23 protein-coding genes and 3 pseudogenes are annotated in these 21,102 nt (G+C 71.1%); 16 read left to right on the top strand and 10 right to left on the bottom strand.

Going from position 1 to position 21,102, the window contains the following annotated elements; genetic code table 11:
• The first annotated feature begins 23 nt into the window (after positions 1–23).
• The 9 genes and pseudogenes from AB0D53_RS17600 to AB0D53_RS17560 all read left to right on the top strand — a co-directional run.
• A complete protein-coding gene (locus tag AB0D53_RS17600) occupies positions 24–1,127 on the top strand; it encodes a hypothetical protein (protein WP_362446832.1) in 1,104 nt (367 codons plus the stop codon).
• An 81-nt stretch (positions 1,128–1,208) separates the two neighbouring features.
• Positions 1,209–1,874 (top strand): peptide-methionine (S)-S-oxide reductase MsrA, encoded by a 666-nt coding sequence (msrA, locus tag AB0D53_RS17595; RefSeq protein WP_362446829.1) that lies wholly within the window; start codon positions 1,209–1,211, stop codon positions 1,872–1,874.
• Between the two features lie 345 nt (positions 1,875–2,219).
• A complete protein-coding gene (locus AB0D53_RS17590; RefSeq protein WP_362446826.1) occupies positions 2,220–2,657 on the top strand; it encodes a VOC family protein in 438 nt (145 codons plus the stop codon).
• Between the two features lie 75 nt (positions 2,658–2,732).
• Positions 2,733–2,837 (top strand): annotated as a pseudogene (locus AB0D53_RS17585) (peptide-methionine (S)-S-oxide reductase); the annotation flags it as partial.
• A gap of 145 nt (positions 2,838–2,982) precedes the next feature.
• Entirely contained in the window at positions 2,983–3,543 is a 561-nt protein-coding gene (locus AB0D53_RS17580; protein WP_362446823.1) for a DinB family protein, read from the top strand.
• A 96-nt stretch (positions 3,544–3,639) separates the two neighbouring features.
• Positions 3,640–4,425 carry an integrase gene (locus AB0D53_RS17575; protein ID WP_362446820.1) on the top strand — a complete coding sequence of 262 codons (786 nt, stop codon included), beginning with the start codon at positions 3,640–3,642 and terminating at the stop codon, positions 4,423–4,425.
• A gap of 62 nt (positions 4,426–4,487) precedes the next feature.
• A complete protein-coding gene (locus tag AB0D53_RS17570) occupies positions 4,488–4,799 on the top strand; it encodes a metalloregulator ArsR/SmtB family transcription factor (RefSeq protein WP_362446817.1) in 312 nt (103 codons plus the stop codon).
• An 86-nt stretch (positions 4,800–4,885) separates the two neighbouring features.
• A complete protein-coding gene (locus AB0D53_RS17565; RefSeq protein ID WP_362446814.1) occupies positions 4,886–6,100 on the top strand; it encodes an MFS transporter in 1,215 nt (404 codons plus the stop codon).
• Between the two features lie 83 nt (positions 6,101–6,183).
• Positions 6,184–6,552: pseudogene (locus AB0D53_RS17560) on the top strand (LD-carboxypeptidase); the annotation flags it as partial.
• A 271-nt stretch (positions 6,553–6,823) separates the two neighbouring features.
• Here AB0D53_RS17560 and AB0D53_RS17555 read toward each other — a convergent pair.
• Positions 6,824–7,018: a hypothetical protein gene (locus AB0D53_RS17555; RefSeq protein WP_362446811.1), complete on the bottom strand. Its 195-nt coding sequence runs from the start codon at positions 7,016–7,018 to the stop codon at positions 6,824–6,826.
• A gap of 96 nt (positions 7,019–7,114) precedes the next feature.
• Between AB0D53_RS17555 and AB0D53_RS17550 the strand changes: the two genes are divergently transcribed.
• The 3 genes from AB0D53_RS17550 to AB0D53_RS17540 all read left to right on the top strand — a co-directional run bounded on the left by AB0D53_RS17550 (position 7,115) and on the right by AB0D53_RS17540 (position 9,396).
• The gene (locus AB0D53_RS17550) at positions 7,115–7,696 is read left to right on the top strand and encodes a DinB family protein (RefSeq protein WP_362446808.1); all 582 of its coding nucleotides are present in this window, start codon (positions 7,115–7,117) and stop codon (positions 7,694–7,696) included.
• 247 nt (positions 7,697–7,943) lie between these two features.
• The gene (locus AB0D53_RS17545; protein WP_362446805.1) at positions 7,944–8,804 is read left to right on the top strand and encodes a hypothetical protein; all 861 of its coding nucleotides are present in this window, start codon (positions 7,944–7,946) and stop codon (positions 8,802–8,804) included.
• Positions 8,805–8,916: 112 nt separating this feature from the next.
• Positions 8,917–9,396: a GNAT family N-acetyltransferase gene (locus tag AB0D53_RS17540; protein WP_362446802.1), complete on the top strand. Its 480-nt coding sequence runs from the start codon at positions 8,917–8,919 to the stop codon at positions 9,394–9,396.
• 352 nt (positions 9,397–9,748) lie between these two features.
• Here the strand turns inward: AB0D53_RS17540 and AB0D53_RS17535 are convergent.
• Positions 9,749–9,898: pseudogene (locus AB0D53_RS17535) on the bottom strand (chloramphenicol phosphotransferase); the annotation flags it as partial.
• A 247-nt stretch (positions 9,899–10,145) separates the two neighbouring features.
• Here AB0D53_RS17535 and AB0D53_RS17530 point away from each other — a divergent pair.
• Positions 10,146–10,493, top strand: a complete 348-nt coding sequence (locus tag AB0D53_RS17530) for a hypothetical protein (RefSeq protein ID WP_362446799.1) — start codon at positions 10,146–10,148, stop codon at positions 10,491–10,493.
• Positions 10,494–10,660: 167 nt separating this feature from the next.
• Positions 10,661–11,179 carry a MepB family protein gene (locus AB0D53_RS17525; RefSeq protein ID WP_362446796.1) on the top strand — a complete coding sequence of 173 codons (519 nt, stop codon included), beginning with the start codon at positions 10,661–10,663 and terminating at the stop codon, positions 11,177–11,179.
• On the opposite strand, the gene AB0D53_RS17520 is transcribed toward AB0D53_RS17525, so the two are convergent.
• The 3 genes from AB0D53_RS17520 to AB0D53_RS17510 all read right to left on the bottom strand — a co-directional run bounded on the left by AB0D53_RS17520 (position 11,167) and on the right by AB0D53_RS17510 (position 13,970).
• Positions 11,167–11,778 (bottom strand): hypothetical protein, encoded by a 612-nt coding sequence (locus AB0D53_RS17520; RefSeq protein WP_362446793.1) that lies wholly within the window; start codon positions 11,776–11,778, stop codon positions 11,167–11,169. The genes AB0D53_RS17525 and AB0D53_RS17520 overlap by 13 nt on opposite strands.
• Positions 11,779–11,886: 108 nt before the next feature.
• The gene (locus AB0D53_RS17515) at positions 11,887–12,474 is read right to left on the bottom strand and encodes a TetR family transcriptional regulator (RefSeq protein ID WP_362446790.1); all 588 of its coding nucleotides are present in this window, start codon (positions 12,472–12,474) and stop codon (positions 11,887–11,889) included.
• Positions 12,471–13,970 carry an MFS transporter gene (locus AB0D53_RS17510; RefSeq protein WP_362446787.1) on the bottom strand — a complete coding sequence of 500 codons (1,500 nt, stop codon included), beginning with the start codon at positions 13,968–13,970 and terminating at the stop codon, positions 12,471–12,473. The genes AB0D53_RS17515 and AB0D53_RS17510 overlap by 4 nt, the downstream gene beginning before the upstream one ends.
• Before the next feature lie 199 nt (positions 13,971–14,169).
• Between AB0D53_RS17510 and AB0D53_RS17505 the strand changes: the two genes are divergently transcribed.
• Positions 14,170–14,472: a hypothetical protein gene (locus AB0D53_RS17505; RefSeq protein ID WP_362446783.1), complete on the top strand. Its 303-nt coding sequence runs from the start codon at positions 14,170–14,172 to the stop codon at positions 14,470–14,472.
• Between the two features lie 290 nt (positions 14,473–14,762).
• Here AB0D53_RS17505 and AB0D53_RS17500 read toward each other — a convergent pair whose 3' ends face one another.
• Positions 14,763–16,193: a DUF445 domain-containing protein gene (locus tag AB0D53_RS17500; RefSeq protein ID WP_362446780.1), complete on the bottom strand. Its 1,431-nt coding sequence runs from the start codon at positions 16,191–16,193 to the stop codon at positions 14,763–14,765.
• Between the two features lie 98 nt (positions 16,194–16,291).
• Between AB0D53_RS17500 and AB0D53_RS17495 the strand changes: the two genes are divergently transcribed.
• A complete protein-coding gene (locus AB0D53_RS17495) occupies positions 16,292–17,542 on the top strand; it encodes an SGNH/GDSL hydrolase family protein (protein ID WP_362446777.1) in 1,251 nt (416 codons plus the stop codon).
• Positions 17,543–17,594: 52 nt separating this feature from the next.
• On the opposite strand, the gene AB0D53_RS17490 is transcribed toward AB0D53_RS17495, so the two are convergent.
• The 4 genes from AB0D53_RS17490 to AB0D53_RS17475 form a co-directional block, all read right to left on the bottom strand.
• Positions 17,595–18,257, bottom strand: coding sequence for a DUF1707 domain-containing protein (locus AB0D53_RS17490; RefSeq protein WP_362447086.1), 663 nt, complete (start codon positions 18,255–18,257; stop codon positions 17,595–17,597).
• 61 nt (positions 18,258–18,318) lie between these two features.
• Positions 18,319–19,311: an ATP-binding cassette domain-containing protein gene (locus AB0D53_RS17485; protein WP_362447083.1), complete on the bottom strand. Its 993-nt coding sequence runs from the start codon at positions 19,309–19,311 to the stop codon at positions 18,319–18,321.
• A gap of 26 nt (positions 19,312–19,337) precedes the next feature.
• Positions 19,338–20,198 carry an ABC transporter permease gene (locus AB0D53_RS17480; protein ID WP_362447080.1) on the bottom strand — a complete coding sequence of 287 codons (861 nt, stop codon included), beginning with the start codon at positions 20,196–20,198 and terminating at the stop codon, positions 19,338–19,340.
• Between the two features lie 31 nt (positions 20,199–20,229).
• Entirely contained in the window at positions 20,230–21,030 is an 801-nt protein-coding gene (locus AB0D53_RS17475) for an ABC-2 family transporter protein (protein WP_362446774.1), read from the bottom strand.
• Positions 21,031–21,102: the final 72 nt, after the last annotated feature.

The following is a 21,102-nucleotide window of genomic DNA, read 5'->3' as shown; positions in this document are numbered from 1 at the left end:
GGCCGTCCGGTGACAATGGGTGCATGGAGATTCTCTGGTTCCTGATCGCCCTGTGCATGCTCGCCGCGGTCGTCGGCCCCTTCGTGCTGCGCCGCCGGGGCGGAATCCGCCAGGTCGCGCCGGGTTCCCCGGACGCCGCCGACCCGGACGCCTACGGCTTCGTGCGCCAGGAGGAGCTGGACATCCGGCTGCCGGGCCCGGACCAGGATCTTCTCGATGTGCTCGATGTCGTGCAGCGCTCCCAGGACTGGCGGGCGGCCTCGCAGCTGCTGGCCGGTACGCCCAAGGAGGGCGAGGTGCGGTGGCAGCGGGTGCAGGCCTTCGCCGGTGCCGCCTCGCTGGAGCTGGCGCAGCAGCCCGGGGTCGGTGGCGCGTGGCTGCGCAAGTGGCGGGCGGAGGCGCCGAAGGACGCGGGTGGTGCGGCGGTGCACGCCGAGTTCCTGGTGCAGCAGGCGTGGCGTTCGTCGACCGCGGGGACGGACGACTTCCGGATCATCCTGGAGGAGGCCCGTACGGTCTGCGGCGAGGCGGCCCTGCTGGCACCGGGCGACCCCGTCCCGTACATCGTCGAACTCGCGGTCTCCCGCGGACTCGGCTACTCCCACGAGGAGTTCGACCGGCTCTGGGCGAAGGTGATGGACCGGGCCCCGGCCCACATGGGCGCGCACATCGCCGCGCTGCACTTCTGGTGCGAGAAGTGGCACGGCTCCCGCGAGGAGGCCGACCGTTTCGCCACCTCGGCCGCCGCCCGCGCCCCGCAGGGCTCGCTGCTCGCCGCGCTGCCGCTCTTCGCGGTGTACGAGCACCTGCCCGAGGTCAATCTGGTGCAGGGCTTCTACCGCGGCCTGGTGGTGACCAAGGCGGTCGAGGGCGCCCTGTTCGCGGTGCACGCGGCCCGCCCGGACGACCCGATGCTCGCGCACGTGCGCCATCTGCTGGTCCTCTTCCTCGTCCGGATGGAGCGCTGGTCGGAGGCGATGGCCCAGCTCGTCCACATCGACGGCCACGTGGGCGCGCTGCCGTGGACGCAGGACGCCGACCCGGCCGCCGAGTACACGGTCTACCGGGCGCTGGCGGTGGCCGGCTACGAGGCGAACGGCGGCAGCCCGGCGACGCTGCCGCACTAGCCGGACGTACGGCCGGGCGGAATCCATGGCGCCCCGGCCGCGTTGTACGCACTGCACACCCCACCGAGGAGGAGCCCCCGCATGTTCCTGCAACGCCGCACCCCCCAGCTCCCCACCCCGGAAGAGGCCCTGAAGGGCCGCCCCACCCCCGAATTCAGCGTCCCGTCCCGCCACACGGTCCTCGGCAACCCGCTGCTGGGCCCGTACCCGGAGGGTCTGGAGGTCGCGGACTTCGCGCTGGGCTGCTTCTGGGGCGCCGAGCGCAAGTTCTGGCAGACGGACGGCGTCTGGACGACGCTCGTCGGCTACCAGGGCGGCTACACCGAGAACCCCGCGTACGAAGAGGTCTGCTCGGGCCTGACCGGCCACACCGAGGCCGTCCGCGTCGTCTTCGACCCGAGGACCGTCTCGTACGCCGAGCTGCTGAAGCTCTTCTGGGAGTCCCACGACCCGACCCAGGGCTTCCGCCAGGGCAACGACGTGGGCACCCAGTACCGCTCGGCGATCTACACCCACTCCCCCGAGCAGGAGGCGGCGGTGGCAGCCTCCCGCGAGGCGTACCAGAAGGTCCTCACGGCCGCCGGCCACTCCACGATCACCACGGAGATCCTCCCGGCCGAGGGCCGCACGTTCTGGCCCGCGGAGGGATATCACCAGCAGTACCTGGACAAGAACCCGGCGGGCTACTGCGGCATCGGCGGCACGGGCGTCTCGTGCCCGATCGGGGTGGCTCCGGCCGGGGAGTGACAGGCTGCCCGTGACCCGGTGCCGCACGGCACCGGGCAGGAGCGGGGGCATGCCCGTGACCCGGGGCCCGGCCGCGAACGAGGCAGAGGAATGCTTTTGCGACCAGCCGGGCCACCGCCGCGTCCAAGGACATGGAGCGGGCTCCGGAGGCGGCAAGGCAGGTGGCCTGGCAGGCGGCAGCGGCGCGTGTGCCGATCGGTGTGTCCGGGCGGGCTCACACTCTGCCGGGACGCGACCCGCACCGCCCGGGGATCGACTGCGACGACGGCGTGGGTGGCGCGACGGCGTGGGTGGCATCCATGCTCCGGAGACCTGGCTGTCAGAGGCGCGGAGTACGGTCCCCCCATGGCAGCCAAGATCGACCTGACGCTTGACTGTGCGGACGCACAGCACCTTGCCGTGTTCTGGAAGACGGCCCTCGGCTATGTCGACGAGCCACCGCCGGCTCCCTTCAGAACACGCGCGGAGTGGTTCGCGCACTTCGACCTGCCGGAGGACGAATCCGTGGACGACGGCGCGTGGCTCTGCGATCCCGATGGCGTCGGCCCCCGCTTGTGCATCCTCAAGGTTCCCGAGCCCAAGACGGCGAAGAACCGGCTCCACATCGACGTGCGAGTGCCGGGACACGGCAGCCCCGACGAGCGATGGGCGCGGATCAGGGCAGAGTCCGAACGCCTGGTGCAGGCGGGCGGGACCGTCCTTGAAGAGTTCGACGGGCATCATGTGCTGATGGCGGACCCGGAGGGCAATGAGTTCTGCGTCGGGGCAGCCTCTGCGGGGTGAGCAGGACGGGTGCCTTTCGCCCACCCCTGCGCCACTGCCTCGTTCCAGTCGCCACAGACCTTGGCGCCTGTCGTAGCGAGCAGTCACCACCAGCGGTTCCTCGACAAGAACCCGGCGGGCTGCCGCGGCATCGGCGGCGCGGAGGTCTCGTGCCCGGTCGTCGCGGCACCGGCAGCGGGAACGCCGGGCTCGTACGCGAAGAACCGCCGCGACCCCTGGCGCACCCGTTGGCCCGTCAACTCCGCAGCCCCGCAGGGCAGTCGGGCGGACCCGCCCGCCGGGTATGCGCTTCTCGCCGGAGCCGTCCCCGTGGCAGAGTCGTACGATGACCGACTCCCCCGATGGTTCCGTCCGTGCACTCGACCTGCTCCGCTGGCAGTTCGACCTGACATGGTCGCTCTTCGAGTACCACCTGGAGCGGCTCGTCCCCGAGGACTTCCTGTGGGAACCCGCCGCACATTGCTGGACGATGCACCGGGCCGACGACGGGACATGGACGGCGGACTGGTCGGAGACCGAGCCCGAACCTGTTCCTGTGCCGACCATCGGCTGGCTGAGCTGGCACATCGGCTGGTGGTGGAGCGTGGCCGCGGATCACGCCCATGGGAGAACGCCCCGGGAGCGGGAGGACACCGTCTGGCCCGGAGCGGGGAAGCCGGCCATCGAGTGGCTGCGCGGCCTGCGTGAGGACTGGCTGGCGGCGCTGGACCGGCTCACCCCCGCCGGTCTGGACACCACGGCCCCGTTCCCGTGGCCGAATGATCCTCGGCACACCGTCGCCCACATGATTGCCTGGGTGAACGCCGAACTGATGAAGAACGCCGCAGAGATCGGTCAGCTCCGCCTCCAGCGAGCCGTCGGCGAGGTACCGGACCAGGACCGGTGAGCCCGCCCCCGCCCGGCCGGCGTGGACGGCTCCTGTCGCAGCGAGCGGTCCCACCAGCAGAACTCCACGCAGGAGGCGCCCCGCACCGTGCGAGTGATGACGACGAGCGTCGCGGCGCGGGCCGGCCGCGCGAATGAGGACTTCGTCGGCGCCCTGCCGACGGCAGTGGTGCTGATCGACGGTGCCGGCATCCCCGGCACCGCGTCGATCTGCCGGCACGGTGTCGCCTGGTACGCGGGCCGCCTGGGAGGCAGTCTCCTCGGCCTGCTGTCGCGCGTGCCGGATCGCAGCCTTCCAGCGCTCCTCGCGGAGGCCATCGAGCGGGTGACGGAAGACCACCGGGACACCTGCGACGTCGCCTCCCCGGTCAGTCCGTCGGCGGCCGTGGCCGTCCTGCGCCTGTCCGGCGACCGCGTCGACCACCTGGTGCTCGGTGACGCGTTCCTCGTGCTCGACGCGGCGGACGGCCCGCCGCTCGTCGTCTCCGACCCCCGAGAGCTGATCGTCGGCCGGCCGTACGCGTCCGCGCTCGGAGCCGTCGCCGAGGGGAGCGAGGAGTACCGCCGGATCCTGCGGGACCTGCGCGCCCACCGGAACCGTCCGGGCGGGTTCTGGGTGGCCAAGGACGATCCACGGGCGGCGGACGAGGCGGTCACCGGAAGCCGTACGGTCGCCGGCCCGGCCAGTGCCGCGCTGCTCAGCAACGGGGCCGCCCGCATCGTGGACCGGTTCCGGCTCGTCGACCGGCCAGGGGCCATGGCCCTCCTGGCATCGAGCGGCCCCGCCGAGCTCGTCCATCGCGTCCGGCAGGCGGAGGCGCGTCACGCGGTGGCGGCGGACGATGCGACGGTCGCACACTGCACCGGTCTCGGCACGACTTGACTCGCCGCTACATATCGCGAAAGCTAGATGCGTAACACGGAGATCGTCGGAGAGGTGGAGCGATGGACCCGCTGGCCGTGCACAAGGCACTCGCCAATCCCGCGCGCCTGCAGTTCATGCGGTGGCTGAGGGAGCCGGAGAAGCATTTCGACGAGGACTCCTACCGGCAGCAGGGGCTCGGCTTCCACATCGGTGTGTGCGTCGGCGACATCCAGAAACAGTCCGGGCTGGCGCAGTCGGTGGTGTCCGGCTACCTGCAGACCCTGAAGGACGCGGGGCTGCTCACCTCGGAGCGCATCGGCAAGTGGACGTACTACCGGCGCAACGAGCCGGTGATCGCGGAGTTCGCCGCACACGTCCGCGACGAGCTGTAGTCCCACCACGACCCCTCACACACTCCCGAACACCCCTTCCAATGCATCTATTTTTCTAGATTTGACGAAAGGTAACGACCGTTCCGATGAGAAAGACCTCCCTCACCGTTCTGGTGCTCGCCCTGGGCGTGTTCGGGATCATCACCACAGAGATGGGGATGGTCGGCGTGCTGCCCCGGGTCTCGGCCGAACTCGGTGTCACACCGTCCGCCGCCGGCTGGCTCGTGGGGGCGTTCGCCCTGGTCATCGCGGTGTCCGGGCCGTTCACGACGCTGCTTGCGTCCGGCATCGACCGCAAGAAGGTGCTCGCCGCCGCGATCGCGGTGTTCGCACTCTCCAACGCCGTCTACGCGCTCACCACGCAGTACGAGGTGATGCTCGCCTTCCGCATCGTCCCCGCCCTCTTCCACCCCGTGTTCTTCGCGGTCGCCCTCGCCACCGCCGCACGGCTGGTACCCGCGAAGGACGCGACCCGGGCCACGACGACCGTGTTCGCCGGGGTCACCGTCGGCTTCGCGCTCGGCGTGCCGTTGACCTCGTACCTCGCCGGGCACCTGTCGCTCGCCTCGGCCTTCTGGTTCGGCGCGCTCGTCAATCTGATCGCGTTCCTCGGCATCCTGCGGTTCGTCCCGTCGATGCCGGTTCCTGATTCCCAACGAGCTTCGTACGGGGACCAGTTGAGTCTTCTCAAGCAGCCCCGGATGTGGCTGACCATCACCTCCGTCGTCCTCGTCTTCGCCGCGATGTTCTCGGTGTACGGCTACTCCGCCGAGTACCTGGGGCAGGTCGCACACATGGACGGCACGTGGGTCAGCGCCATGCTGATGGCGTTCGGCATCGTGATGATCCTCGGGAACTTCGCGTTCGGCGGCCTGCTGCGGCGCAGTCTCGTCGGCACGGCGGTCGCGTATCCGGTGCTGTGCCTGCTGGTCTACATCCTTCTGTACGCCGTCGGCCCGTTGTTCGCACCGATGGTTCCGATGGTCCTGGTCTGGGGCGCCGTGCACTCGGGCGGGCTCGTCGTGAGCCAGAGCTGGCTGGGGCGGGACGCGAGCGATGCGCCCGAGTTCGGGAACAGCCTCTTCATCTCGTTCTCCAACCTCGGCATCACCGTCGGCACCGCCGTCGGCGGCTGGGTCATGGCCGAGTACGGAGCACGTCAACTCCCCTGGGCCGGAGTCGGATTCGCGGTCGCCGCTCTGCTGGTGATGGCGCTGCGGCTGGGTCTGGAGCGGGGCGGGGACCGGCAGGCCGTGTCCCCCTCCCCGAGCGGGCAGGCACTCGGGGAGGCGGGGGTCTGACCCGACCCGCCCCAGAAGCGATCGATGCGCTGCCTGTCGGCCCGTCGTGGAAGTGCCGGCGTGCCGGTCGCACCGAAGGGCGGTTGATCGGCGGGGTACTCAAGCGCATGGTGCGGGCACAGGCGACGCGTTTTGCGCTGCCGCGCGAACGGTTCGACGGCTCGGTGCTGTTCTGGCAGGAGAGGGGCGGCCAGGCATCGTGGGTGTGGAGCGATCCGCAGGTGCTGCGGCACTGTGGGAGCGATCCGCAGGTGCTGCGGCACTGCGGCATCCTCGATCGGATTTCCGGGACGGTCGTGGGCGTTCCGCGCGAGATCGGTGGACTCGGGACGCCCGACGCGGCGCCGCCCCTCCCCGAGACCGTCCTCGATGCCCTCGGCGGCCGTGACATCCCGGTCCCGGGTGGCGTCGAGTTCGGGTACGCCGCCCCGAATCCGCCGAAGCCGGTCGGCATCCGGGCCGGACTGGACGCACAGCGGCGGACGTTGCCGCTGCTCGAACCGGCGGTACGGCACGATCGCCCATGCCGACGGGACCGGGCGGCCGAGCGGCCCCGGCCAGTGAGCCGACGGCCCCGGCAGCGCCCCGGAGCGGCCGACACCGACTTCGCGGGAACCCCCGCGCTCCATGAGCGTCCGCCCGGCAGGACGCGCGCCCGCTGTGCGTCGGTCAACAGCACCCATGAACAACGACCGATGGGGCCGACCGGGACGGCGGTGCTCCTCAGGCCGTCGGTCCCGTGCGGAGCCGCCGCACATCCCGCACCAGCGTGTACGAGGCACAGAGGAGGATCACCGCTCCGGCCCCGATCCAGAGGGCCGATGCCCCGGCACGGCACTCACGAACGGCGAGGGCGAGCAGCGACATGCCGGCCAGGACACCGAAGGCCGAGATCAAAGCGCTGATGCGGTCGGTCATACGGACATCATCGATGACGACCCCGGCCGGCGGGAATGATCCCAGCGAATCGGCCCAGGGCCGTGGGCCGGAATCCTGGCGGAAGGGGAACACCCGATGGGAACGACGAGCACCGGCGACGACGCGCAGGCCGGGGAGCGCACAGATCTTCTCGCGATCGTTGCCGATCAGCGCACCAACTTCCTCTACGCCCTCGCGGACATCGGCGAGGACCAGGCCCGGCTCACCACCACCGTCAGCGAGCTGACGCTCGGCGGTCTGGTCAAGCATCTCGGTGAGGTCCAGCGAACCTGGCTCGCGGTGGTCGAGGGCACGGCGCCGGCCGAGGTCGGCCGGGCCGATCTCGACCCCGACGGCACCCGTATGACCGAGGGCGAGACCCTGGCCGGGCTGCTCGACGCCTTCCGGGCGGCAGCAGCGGAGTTCGACCGCACGGTGCGCCAGGAGCCCGATCTCGATCGGCTCGTCTCGCTTCCCCGGTACCCCTGGTCACCGCCGGAACCCCTCACATGGACCGTCCGTCATGTGCTGCTGCACGTCTTCCGGGAGATCGCACACCACAGCGGGCACGCGGACATCGTCCGTGAGGCCCTGGACGGTGCCCGTACGACGGCGCGCATGGCGGAAGCGGCCGCACGCGGTGGGCAGGGCGAAAGCACGGCGGACCACGTGGGCTGAACGGATCCGCATCCGGTCGGCGTTGCCGCGTGCCGGACACCTCCACCGATTCCCCGGTACGGCCAAACGAGTGTCTCCCGGACCAACTCCGGGGCACGCCGCGGCGCAGTTCAGGAGACTGGCGACCGGTGCTGACGGTGCTTTGCGGATCGCCGTGGTGGACGGGCGATTTCCGGCCACAACACAACACCCCTTACCCTGCGATACATCGGTCACCAACGGTCGGCCGGGACAGAAGGGCGACAACATGACCTCCGAGACCAGCACACTGGTCACCATCGATGCCACAACCACCTTGCTGGAGGCGGAACTTCCGGCCCTTGAGCAGCACCAGCAGACCCTGGAGAAGGAGCTCGCCACCGTCACCGAGCGCCTGGAGTCGGTGCGGACCGCACTGACGGCGCTGCGCGCGCTGTCGGCCTCCCCCGCCCCTGCCCCCTCCGCGAGCGCGGCGGCGGAGCCGGTCGAGGCGGAGGACGCCGGGGCCGACGCGGTGAGCGTTCCCGCTGCAAGGATTCCGCAGCAGGCGCAGGCCTCCATCGACTCCGCCGACTCCGCCGAAGCCACCGCCCAGGCGGAAGCCCCGCAGGAGCAGGCCGCGGCCGCCCCCGCGCGCCGCGCCGCCCGCAAGGCGCCTGCCGCGCCCAAGGGCCGCAAGCAGGCCGCCGCCAAGCCGAGGGCCCAGCGCGGCCAGACCAAGAAGGCCGTCGCCGCCAAGTCCGCCGAGCAGGTCGAGGACGCCAAGGACACCGAGGCGACGGCGAAGTCCGCCGCACCGGCGAAGGCGACGAAGACGGCCAGGGCGACGAGCAAGACCGCGCCGTCCAAGGCCGCCAAGCCCGCGAAGGCCAAGGCCCCGAAGAAGGCCGCGCCCTCCGCGGACGCCGCACCGGCCGTCGACGACAGCGGCAGCCTCACCGAGCTGACCATGAAGGTGCTCGCCGCGTCCGGCGACACCCCCGTCCGCGCCCGCGACGTGACGAAGGCCCTGGGGCGTGAACTCACCCCCAACGGCATCAACACCGTTCGCAGCACCCTCGACCGGCTCGTCGCCACCTCCCGGGCCCACCGCGCCGGCCGGGGCCTGTACCAGGCGCCCGCGAACTGACCTTCGAACTTCCCTTCGGGCAAAGGGAGTTCATCGAGTACCCGGTGCCACCGCCTCGGCGGCACCGGGTATTCGTTCGTTGTGGCAGGGCGTCCGTCCGTAGGTTGCCCGCATGTCTTCAACACTGCGGCTGGAAAAGGTCGGGCCGGACAACGTCGAGGCCGCCTGCCACCTGAAAGTACGACCCGACCAGGACGGGCTCGTGAAGCCGGTCGCCTGGTCGCTGGCCCAGGCCTATGCGACCCCCGACATCGCCTGGCCCCGGCTGATCCTCGACGGCGAGCAGCTCGTCGGCTTCGTCATGGCCTTCTTCGACGTCCGGTTCTATCCGGACGACCCGAACGACGACCGGTTGCGTTCCGGGCTCTGGCGGCTGAACATCGCCGCCGATCAACAGGGACGGGGATACGGACGCTTCGCGGTGGAGGCGGTCTGCGAGGAGATCCGGCGGCGGGGACAGACCCGTGCGACCGTGAGCTGGGCCCCCGGTGAACACGGGCCCGAGCAGTTCTACTTCAAGCTCGGATTCCGGCTGACCGGGGAGATGAGCGGGGATCAGGTCGTCGGTGAGCTGGAGCTCGGCGACGCGTAGTGCTTGCCGCACGGCGCCGCGCGGGCTGTGAAGTACCACGCGGTGCTGCGCAGTGCTCTGTGCGCAGTGCTCTGTGCGCAGTGCTCTGTGCGCAGTGCTCTGTGCGCAGTGCTCTGTGCGCGGCGCTCTGCGCACGGCGCTCTGCGCACGGTGCTGTGTGCGCAGAGCTGTGTGCGCAGTGCTGTGGCCGGAAACGATCAGAAGGTGGCGGGAGCCTTCGTCGGTGGGACGGCGCGAGCTTGTGCTGGTGGGACGGCGCGAGCTTGTGTCGGTGGGACCGCGAGAGCCTCCGTCGGTGGCGTGGCGCGGCCCGGCGCGGCGTCGGGAGCGTACGTCGATGGGCCGCGCCCGGTCAGCCGAGGTGGGCTGCGATGAGCCGCGCGCACTCCATGGACCCGCTCCGCGTCGTGTCCACCTCGATGTCGTACGTCACGCCCTGACGGACCGGCTCCGCCTGCGCGGCCGCCATGCCCGGGACGCGGTCGCCCCGCGTGATCTTGCGGGCATCGCCTCGACCGGCCCCCGTTGAGCACGGTCGTCCGTGTCCTACCCGGGCCGCACCAGGACCTGGCAGCGGACCGGTGCGGTGGTGTGGTCAACACGGTGGGGCCGGCCCATGACCCACTTGGCCGCCGGAAGAACCGTTTCAGCGGTTCCCGTCCGGGTGACGGAGCCTCTCCTTCGACAGTAACCGCAGGTCAGCGACGCAGACTTGGGGCGTTTCCGACCCCGTACAAGGAGTTCCCCCCATGCGCCTTCGTTCCACCGTCGCTGCCGCCCTCGGCGCGCTCGCACTCATTGTCGCCGTGCCGACCTCGGCCGGCGCGGCCACCGGGGACTTCAGGTACACCTACACCGGCCTCGACGGGTCGCCACAGTTCGGCTTCCTCGTCGACCCGCCGAGCCGGATGTGCATCACCCTGCCCGAGGTGGCCGACCCCGGTTCGACGAACCCCGCCCACACTCCGTGGAACTTCACCGACTCCAGCGCGACGGTCTTCAGCGGCCCCGACTGCGAGGGCGACTACTTCACCCTCCGGCCCAAGGGCGGTCACGCCTCCGAGCGGCTCAAGCTGCGCTCGGTCGTCTTCAGCTGATCCCACCGCGCCCCGCGACCCCCACCCCGGTACGAGCCGCCCCGCCCTCGTACCGGGGTGGTGTCGTATGCGGGAAGCGGGGGCGGCGGTTCGCCGTGGTCACCGGGGGAACCCGTCGCCCGCCCCGGCCGTGCGACGAGGGGACAGCTGCTGACAGAATGGGGGAAATGACCACACTTCCCGAGTCCCTCCATCCCGACCTCCTCGCGGCGAGGACGCTGGTCTACGAACCGAGCGGGCTCGTGTGCACGCGGCCGGTGGCCGAGGCGGAGAGCGCCGAGTACGGCGCACACTCGTTCACCGTGGACGGCTCCGCCGTCAGGTTCCGGGTGGCGCGGACCACGCCGACGAAGGCCGGCCAGTTCGTGACGGTGTGGAAGCGGTCCTCGGCCGGGCCGATCCGGCCCTATGACTCCGCGGACCCGGTCGACCTCTTCGTCATCAGCTCCCGCGGCGCCGACGGCTTCGGGCAGTTCGTGTTCCCGCGCGAGGTGCTCTGCGAGCGGGACATCGTGTCGCGCGACGGTGTGGGCGGGAAGCGCGCCTTCCGCGTCTACCCGCCGTGGGTGACGACGACCGGTCGCCAGGCGGGCCGTACGCAGGAGTGGCAGGTGGAGTACTTCCTGCCGGTGCGGGAGGGCGAGCCGGTCGACCCCGTCCGGTGCCGGGCGCTCTACCGCCCGTGAACGTGAAGGTGCCCGTGGGTCAGCGGTGGGTCACGGTCAGCGGTAGTCCTCGGGGTGGCCCTGCATCCAGGTGTTGATGCGGTCGCGGGTGCCGAGCAGTTCGAACGGTGCTTCTCCAGGTTCTCCGTGGAGGTGTCGTCCTTCAGCGTCCCGCGCAGGGCGGCGATCCGGGCGATCGGCTCCTTGAAGTGGCCGGGGCCCTGGGCGTCCGCCTTCATGGCCCGGTCCAGGCGGGCCAGTTCGTCGTGGACCCGGCCCAGGAAGTAGGCGCAGTTCGACGAGCCCGGGGCACAGTCGTCGTTGAACGTGGCCTGGAGGCCCGCGAAGGCGTCTCGTACGGCCTCCGGCCTGTTGAGTTCCGCCTCGGCCGCCCGGGACGCCTCCGCCTCCGCACCGGCCTCGTCCGCGGCGTTCCGTGCCGCGTCGGCCCGGTCGGCGGCCCTGGACGCGGCGGCTGCGTTCGCGGACGGCGCCACGTCGGGAACGTCACCGCCCGGCCCCTGCGAGGTCTCGGCCGAGCACCCCGCCAGGAACGCCCCGAGAACCACCGCGGCGACCACGGCGGTCGCAGCGCGGCATGCTTCGGTACGGATGGACATGAGGCCCCCCTCGTCCGGTTGGCCCAGACCTTACCTCTCCGCCCGGCTCGCCGGCCCGGGCCCCGCGCCCTCGCCCGTCGATCACGGGTGCCCGCCGAGGAGTTCCGGTCAGGGGCGGTCGATCAGGGACTGCAGCGCGGGCGCGTACAGGTCCGCGATGTGTTCGGGGGTGGCGTCCGCGCCGGCACCCTGGCGGTGGAGGCTGAGGGTGGCGCCGAGGCCGAGGAGGTGGCCGGCGACCAGTTCGGCGCGCAGGGCGCGTTCGCGGCCGGGGAGGCGGGCGGTCAGGGCGTCGGTGACCTGTTGCTGGAAGCGGTCGCGCAGCAGGGAGCGCTCGTCGCGGTTGCCGAGCGAGAAGACGACGCGCAGCAGCGGGTCGGACTGCAGTTCGCGGCGGCGGGTCACCAGCGTCACCACCATGTGGCGGCCCAGCACGCCGAGCGGGGCGTCGAAGAGTTCCGCGGCGGCGGGCCCGAAGTCGGCGACGGTGTTGAAGAGTTCTTCCTTGCGGCCGAAGTGCTTGACCACCAGGGACGGGCTCACTCCGGCGTCGGCCGCGATCCCCCTGATGGTGACCTCGGCGTACGGGCGCTGGGTGAACGCCCGGCGGGCGGCGCGCAGGATCGCGTCCCGGCCGGTGCCCGGGTCGGCGGCGGGCCGGGCCGGAGCCGGTGCGGTGGCCTGGCCACTGGTCATGCGCCCTCCTGGATCGGCATCGTCCCCACACCGTCCTTCCGGCCGGCGGGAACGTCATGGTGCTCTTCGACCGTACCCGTCGCGGGTGCCCGGCTGCCCGGCAGGAACAGGGTGACCAGCAGCGCGGCGAGCGCCGCGCCCGCCGCGATCAGGAAGACCAGCTGGTACGCGTGGAGCGTCGGGGCCGTTCTGCCGCCCACCCGGAAGGTGATGTTGGCGAGGACGGCGGCCACCGTCGCGCTGCAGAAGGCCTGGCCGATCGAGCGCATCAGGGTGTTGAGGCCATTGGCCGCGCCCGTCTCGCTGACCGGAACACCGCGCATGACCAGCGCCGGGAGTGCCGAGTACGCGATGGCCGTGCCCGAGGCGACGACCGTCGCACCGGCGATGATCAGCCAGAGGTTGTGGCTGGTGAAGTACCGCACCACGTAACCCGCGCCGATCACCCCGGCCGCCAGCGCCAGGCTGACCTTCGGGCCGTACTTCGCGGAGATCCGCGCCGAGACCGGCGAGAGCGCCACCATCATCACGCCGCCCGGCAGCAGACAGAGACCGCTGACGACGAGCGAGGCGCCGAGTCCGTATCCCGTCTCCTTCGGCTCCTGCACCATCTGTGCGGTGACCAGGGAGTTCGCGTAGAAGGCGAAGCCGATCAACAGGGCGGCGACGTTGGTGAGCAGGACCGCCGGGCGGGCCGAGACCCGCAGGTCGACCATGGGCGACGCCACCCGGAGCTCGTACGCCCCCCAGAACAGCGCCACGACGAGGGCCGCCACCAGCAGGCCGACCGTCCGGGCCGAGGTCCAGCCCCAGTCGGCGCCCTGGGTGACCGCGAGCAGCAGACAGACCAGGGCACCGGAGAGCCCGAGCGCGCCGAGGGCGTCGAAGCGGCCACGGGTACGCACCGGTGATTCCGGTACGCACCAGAGCACCAGCACGATGTCGATGACGCCGATCGCACCCGAGACCCAGAACATCGTGTGCCAGTCGAAGTTCTCGACGACGAGGGCCGCGACCGGCAGCCCGATCGCCGCGCCGATGCCGAGCGTCGAGCTCATCAGCGCGACTGCGGACAGCACCCGCTCGGGCGGGAGTTCGTCGCGCAGGATGCTGATGCCCAACGGCAGGACGGCGAGGGCGGCACCCTGCAGGGCACGGCCGGCGATCAGCACCCCGATGTGGGAGCTGACCGCGCACAGGACCGAACCCAGCACCAGCACCATGAGCGAGGCGACGAGCACCCGCCGCTTGCCGTACATGTCGCCGACCCGCCCCAGGACGGGCGTGAAGACGGCGCCGGTGAGCAGGGTGACGGTGACCAGCCAGCTCGCGGCGGCCGGGGTCGCGCCGGTCAGGGCCGGGATGTGCGGGAGCAGCGGGACGACGATCGTCTGCATCACCGCGACCACGACACCGCAGAACGCCAGCACACCGACGGCGAAGCGGGGATGCGGGGCCTCGGTGGTGGCGGCCGGGGCGGGTATGTCCGCGGGCATGGCTCTCCGTACGGTGCTCGGTGGCGGGCGGGGTGGTGCGGGGTGAGAGGCGAAGCAGCGCAGGGGTGCACGCGCGTTCACCCCAGGGTAAACGCTTGTGCACCCCCTCGGCGACCGGAACGCCGGGCGCCGCGTTAGCCTCGAAGACCCGGGCTCCCACGGCCCGGACGACACGGACGAGAAGGCGAAGGTGGCTGCGATGGCGAAGGTTCCGGCAGCGGCGGTGGCGGCGAGCGGGCTGGTCGGCGGGTACGCCATGGCGCGGTGGACCAGGAAGCGCCCGCTGGGCGGGGTCGCCCTCGCCGCCGCGGGCACCGTCGCCGCGTACGAATGGAACCGGCAGGCCGGGCCGCGTGCCGCCGCCGGGCTGACCGCGGCGTACCTCGCCGCGTTCGCCGGCTCGCACCCGCTGGCCAAGAAGGTCGGCGCCTGGCCCGCCGTCTTCACCGTGGCGGGCGGCGTGGCCGCCGCGTCGTGGGCGGTCACCCGCCGGGCCGCCTGAGCCGCACGTACGGAAGCACGGGAGCACGGGAAAGGGGCGGGGCCGCGAAAGGCCCCGCCCCTTTCCCGCGCTGTGCTGTGCCGTGCTGTGCCGTGCCGGGGTCTTCCGTCCGGATCAAGCCGGATCAGGGAGCGGGGTCCGGTGCGTACGATCGCGAGGCGGAGCCAAGAGCCCGGCCGTGCGATCGCATGGCAGAGCCGAGAGCCCGGGGAAGGAGCCCCGGCGACCGGCGACGCGGCGGCGGGCGTGCGTGCCGGACCCCGCGGGCCCGGCCTGAACCGAACGAGGCCCTAGGCCCCCAGCGCCCACGACACCGTGTAGATCAGCAGCCCCGCCAGCGCACCCACCACCGTGCCGTTGATCCGGATGAACTGGAGGTCGCGGCCGATGTGCGCCTCGATCTTCCGCGACGTCTGGTCCGCATCCCAGCCGGCGACCGTGTCGCTGATCAGTGAGGTGATCTCCGCGCGGTACGTCGTGACGACATAGACCGCCGCGTCCTCCAGCCAGCCGTCCAGCTTCGCCTGGAGCCGGCCGTCGCTCGCCAGCCGTGCCCCCAGCGCCATCAGTGAGGCCCGCGCCCTCAGCCGCAGTTCGCTCTGCTCGTCCTCCGCGGCCGCGATGATCATCGTGCGTACGGACGACCAGGCCGAGGCGATGACGTCCTGGACCTCGCCGCGCCCCAGGATCTCCGACTTCAGCCGCTCCACCCTGGCCCGGGTGTCCGAGTCCGTCTGGAGATCGGCCGCGAAGTCCGTCAGGAACGTGTCGATCGAGGCCCGCGCCGGGTGCCCCGGCATGTCCCGCATCTCCGTGACGAAGCGCAGCAGCTCCTTGTAGACCCGCTCCCCCACCCGCTTGTCGACGAACCTCGGCGTCCAGCCCGGAGCCCCGCCCTGCACCGCGTCCATCACCGAGTCGCCGTGCAGCACCAGCCAGTCGTGGGCGCGCACGCAGATCAGGTCCACCACCTTGCGGTGGCCGCCGTCGGAGACGATCTTCTCCAGCATCTTGCCGAGACCGGGCCCGATCTCCGCCGCGTTGGCCCGCCGGGTGATCGCCTCACCCACCACGGCCTGCACATCGGAATCCCGCAGCACCCTCAGCGCACCGCGCAACGCCGTCGACAGCTCGGCGGTGACCCGGTCCGCGTGCTCCGGCTCGGCCAGCCAGGCACCGAGACGCCCACCGACACCGAGCGCGTGGATCCGGCCCCGCACGACGTCACCGGAGAGAAAATTCTCACCGACGAAGGAACCCAGGGAGGCCCCCAGCTGGTCCTTCTTGGTGGGGATGATGGCGGTGTGCGGGATCGGCAGGCCGAGCGGACGCTTGAACAGCGCCGTGACGGCGAACCAGTCGGCCAGCGCACCCACCATCCCCGCCTCGGCGGCCGCGGCGACGAAGCCCGGCCAGCCGCCCACACCCGCGCTCTTCGCCCAGGTGGCGAGCACGTACACCAACGCGACCAGCAGGAGGAGGCCCGTGGCCGTCGCCTTCATCCGGCGCACCCCGCGCCGCTTCTCCTCGTCCGCCGCCGTGTACGCGAACGACGCGAGCGGAGCAGCCCGGCCACCGGGTGCCGGCCGGGCCGCACCCGCCGCCTGCTCCCCGGCACGCTCCAGCTGCCGCGCCCCCGGCTCCCCGGGGCCGGTCCGATCGATCCGTTCCATCCGCTCCACCCGTCCGCGTACGCCTCGCCCCCCATGTCCCGTACGCATTGTCCCTACCTGACCTACTCCCGGGCCACGCGTCGAGTTCCCGACGACCTGCCCCATCATGGGACCAGTCCAATTGATCATGAGGAGAGACACCGCCCATGCCCAGGCGCCAGGGGTATGCCCCGCTCATCGCCCCCGTGGCGGGCACCGCCGCACTCGCCGCCGCCGTGGCCTTCGCCGGCTCCCTGCTGTTCTCCGGCCCCGGCACCCCGCCGGAGCAAATCAGCGCACCCGACCCGCGCTCCGTGGCCCGAACACCCGCCGCCCCCGCCCACTCCACCGGCCTCTGGGCCGCCACCTGGGCGGCCGCACCCGTCTCCGGCGTCGCCGACTCCCACGACGGCAGCACCCTGCACCAACGCACCGTCCGGAACATCGTGCACACCAGCATCGGCGGCGACGCGGCCCGCATCACCCTCTCCAATGTCTTCGGCACCCGTCCACTGCTCGTGGACCGCGCCACCGTGAGCAGCCGCCCCGTGACCTTCCGGGGCGCCGGGCGCGTGACCGTCGCAGCCGGCGGGCAGGTCGTCAGCGACCCCGTCGCCGTCCGCGTGGCCGCCGACTCCGACCTGGTGGTCACCCTGCGCACCCCCACCGCCGAGGGGCCCGTCACCGTCCACGGACGCAGCCACCAGACCTCGTACGTGGACACCGCGTGGGGCACCCGGCGGACCGAGGACTGGCGCTACCTCACCGCCGTCGACGTGCACACCCTGGCCGCCGCCGGAACCGTCGCCGTGATCGGCGACTCGCTCACCGCGGGCACCGGCTCCACCCTCGACACGAACAGCCGCTGGCCCGACGTGCTCGCCGACCGGCTGGGCGGCCGGTACGGAGTGGCCAACGCGGGCATCGCCGGCAACCGGATCCTGCGCGACGGCAGCGGCGTACGGGCGAGCGCCCGCTTCGAGCGCGACGTACTGGACATCGCCGGAGTGAAGACCGTCGTCGTCGCGCTCGGCATCAACGACGTACAGCGCTCCCCCCAGGAGACCGACCCGCAGCGCATCGCGGACGCCCTGCGGTCCCTGACCCGGCGCGCCCACGCACGCGGACTGCACGTCGTCGGCGCGACACTGATGCCGTACGAGGGATACCGCACCTGGACACCCGCACGCGACGGCGTACGGGAACGGGTCAACGGGCTGATCCGGGCGGGCGGGATCTTCGACCACGTCATCGACTTCGACGCGGCGGCCCGCGACCCCCACCACCCGGCCCGGCTCCGGCCTGCGTACGACAGCGGCGACCGCCTCCATCTCAACGACGCGGGCTACCGGCTCCTGGGCTCACTGGTGGACCTGACGGCGCTGACGCCCCAACAGCCCAGGTCCGACCAGCTCTGACGGGCGACGTCGACGGGCGGTGCCCCGGGATGCTCCAGGGGCACCACCGCACTCAGTCCGACAGGCCCTTCTCCAGCCGGCCGCGCCCGCGCTCCGCGTCCCGCAGCCGCTGCTTCTCCGCCTTGCTCCGCTTGCGCTCCACACCGATGCCGCCCAGCAGCGCCAAACCGGTGATCCGTACCCGCGGGGAGTCCGGCGACGGAACCCCGTCGTCCTTCGTGCGCTCCCCGAAACCACCCATGATGCCGATGCCCCGGACCTCGACGTTCAGCTCCGGCGGAACCGTCACCTGCATACCGCCCATGATCGCGAAACAGCGGATGACCACCTCGCGGTCCTCGAAGTTCGCCTCGCGCAGATCGATCTCACCGCCGCCCCACATCGCGAACGCCGTGAACTTCCGGCCCACCGTCCAGTTCCCCCGACGCCCGAAACCACCCCAGAGCGCGAACGCGCCGCTCGACGTGGCGGGCTTGCCGATCCGGTCCGCCCACCGCTTCTGCGAACCGGTCCGCGTCACAGCGGCCCCCACCGGGGCGACCTCCGCACCCGACGCCGGAAGATCCCGCACCAGCGGCTGCAACTCCCCGTGCGTACGAGCCTTGTAGGCCGCTTCGAGCCGCTGCTCGAACTCCTCCATCTCCAGCCGGCCCTCGGCAACCGCCTCGCGCAGGATCTCGGCGACACGCTCGCGCTCTGTATCGGAGGCACGCATCTCCGGAAGGTCACTTGTCATACCGCGCAGCCTATTGAACGTCCGCGCAGACGTCACAGTCCTACATACCGGGAGCGGACTCATACATCTTCGCGATCACGGCCTCGATGTCCGGCTCGCGCACCGACAGATCGACCAACGGATAGTCCGCGGCGATCCGCGCAACCAGCGGAGCAGCCGATTCCGAAGCCGGGAAGGCCAGCCACTGCCGCGGCCCCTCCACCTTCACCGTACGGACCGAAGGCGCCGACTCCAGCCGGATCGGCGGCAGCTGACGCTCCAGATCGACCACCAGCGTCCGCTCGCTCTCACCCACCTCATGCAGACCGGCCAAGGCACCGTCATACATCAACCGGCCGTGGTCGATCACCATCACCCGCTTGCACAGCTGCTCGATGTCCGTCAGATCATGGGTCGTGAGCAGCACCGTCGTACCGCGCTCGGCATTCAGGTCACGCAGGAAGCCACGCACCCTGGACTTGGACACCACGTCCAGCCCGATCGTCGGCTCGTCCAGATACAGCACCTCGGGATCGTGCAGCAGCGCCGCGGCGATGTCACCACGCATCCGCTGACCCAACGACAGCTGACGCACAGGAACATCCAACAGCTCACCCAGATCGAGAAGTTCGACACAGCGATCCAGATTCTCCCGAAACCGCGCGTCGGGAATCCGGTACATCCGGTGCATCAGACGGTACGAATCGCGCAGCGGCAGATCCCACCACAGCGTGGTCCGCTGACCGAACACCACACCGATCCGGTGCGCCAGCCTCGTACGCTCCCGGGAAGGGTCGATACCCGCCACCCGCAGCCGGCCGCCGCTCGGAGTGAGAATGCCGGTCAGCATCTTGATCGTCGTCGACTTCCCCGCGCCGTTCGGGCCGATGTAACCCACCATCTCGCCACGCGCGACACGGAAACTGATCGAATCGACCGCCCGCACCCGGTGGCGCTCACCCCGCATGAAACCGGTCCTGCGACGCACGTCGAAGACCTTCTCCACATCGTCCAGTTCGATGAATCCGGCGGTACTTCCCACATCCCTGCCCATTGCCCTGCCCCGTTCGTCGTCATGGATCAACTTCCCGTACTGCGGTACGCACGCAGGCCCGCACGCCAGGCCAGACCGGCCGGCAACCAGAACAGGCCCGCCACCACCGGAGGCAGGAACGCCACCCAGTCCGGCAGACCCAACGGATACTCCCGGCCCAGCACGTACAGCGCGGGCAGCCAGTTCACAAAGGCCAGCGGCACCACGAACGTCACCCCGCGCACCAGGTCCTTCGCGAAAACCGACGGCGGATACTGGAGCAGGGTGTTCCCGCCGTACGTGAAAGCGTTCTGCACCTGGGCGGCATCCTGCGCGACGAACTGGAACGCCGCCCCGGCCACGAACAACGCCCCGAAGATCGCCGCCCCGCTCAGCAGCATCAACGGCACCATCACCACCTTCAGCGGCGTCCACGCGATGTCCAGCGCCACCAACGCGTACCCCAGCACCAGCGCCCCCTGGAGCACCCGCCCCAGCCTGCGCAGAGCGAACCGGTCCGCCGCCACCTGGGCGAGCACCGGAACCGGCCGCACCAGCAGCGTGTCCAACGTGCCGTCACGCACCCGCGAACCCAGCCGGTCCATCGACCCCAGCAACAGATCGGCGAAACCGAACGCGGTACCCGACACCCCGTACAACAGCGCGATCTCGGGCAGCGTGTAGCCACCCAGCCGGTCCACGTGCGAGAACATCAGCAGAATCGCAACGAAGTCGAAGGCGGTCGCCGCGAAGTTCCCGAACGCCGTCAGCGCGAACGAGGCACGGTACGCCATCGTCGAACGCAACCACATCATCGCGATCAGCCCGTACGCCCTGACCCCCTCGACGAACCCCGGCCGTCGGGCGAACACCTCCTCGGGCCACTCGGCGGACCGGCCGCCGGACACCTCCGCCGCCCCCGCCACCGCACCCGTCGCCTCAGCCACCCTGGACCACCACCCTCCGCGTCGCCACCGACTGCACCATCCGCCCCACCAGCAGCAGCGCCAGCGCCCAGCCGCCCTGGAAGGCATACGCCCGCACCAGCTCCCACCCCGGGTACTCGCCGAGGAACACATCCACCGGCACCTGGAGCAGCGACGACCACGGCAACGCCCGCGCGACATCCCCCAGCACCCCGGGGAACAACGTCAGCGGAAGCAGCATCCCGGAGAAGAACATCCCGGCCAGCCAGGCCATCTGCGCCATCCCCGCCCCATCCAGCAGCCAGAACGCGGAAAGCGCCACCAGATAACGGATCGCGAAACTGACCACGACACCGAGCGCCACCGACAGAAGGAAAGCCACCCAGATCCCCGGCGACGACGGCAACGCCAGATCGAAGGCCAGCGACCCCACCAGCATCGGCACGATGCCACGCCCCAGCAGATGAAAAGCGGCACGCCCCAGATCACCCGCGAGCCACCACAGTTGGAGATCCGCCGGCCGGTAGAGATCGACCGCGATGTCACCGGTACGGATCCGCTCGATCAGCTCGTCCTCGAAACCGCCGCCCATCATGGAACAGGTCATCAGCAGCGCCTGACCCAGCCAGACATAGCTGAGCGCCTGGGACATGTCATAACCACCGAGCTGCGGCCGCTCGTCCCACAACGCCACATAGGTGTACGCGAGAATGAACCCGAAAACCGTGTTGGTGAAGACCCCCGCCGCCGTGGCGGTCCGGTAGGTGGCGTAGCGCCGGAACTGTCCCGCCGCCACCACCGCGTAAAGCCGCACCGCATACACCCCCCGTCACCCGGCGCCCAACGGCTTTGGACACCAAAGCGCACGACCCTAGTCCACCCGGAA

This window comes from Streptomyces sp. NPDC048295 (assembly GCF_040652135.1).
Lineage (GTDB): Bacteria > Actinomycetota > Actinomycetes > Streptomycetales > Streptomycetaceae > Streptomyces.
This window is presented reverse-complemented; position numbering and strand designations above follow the sequence as displayed.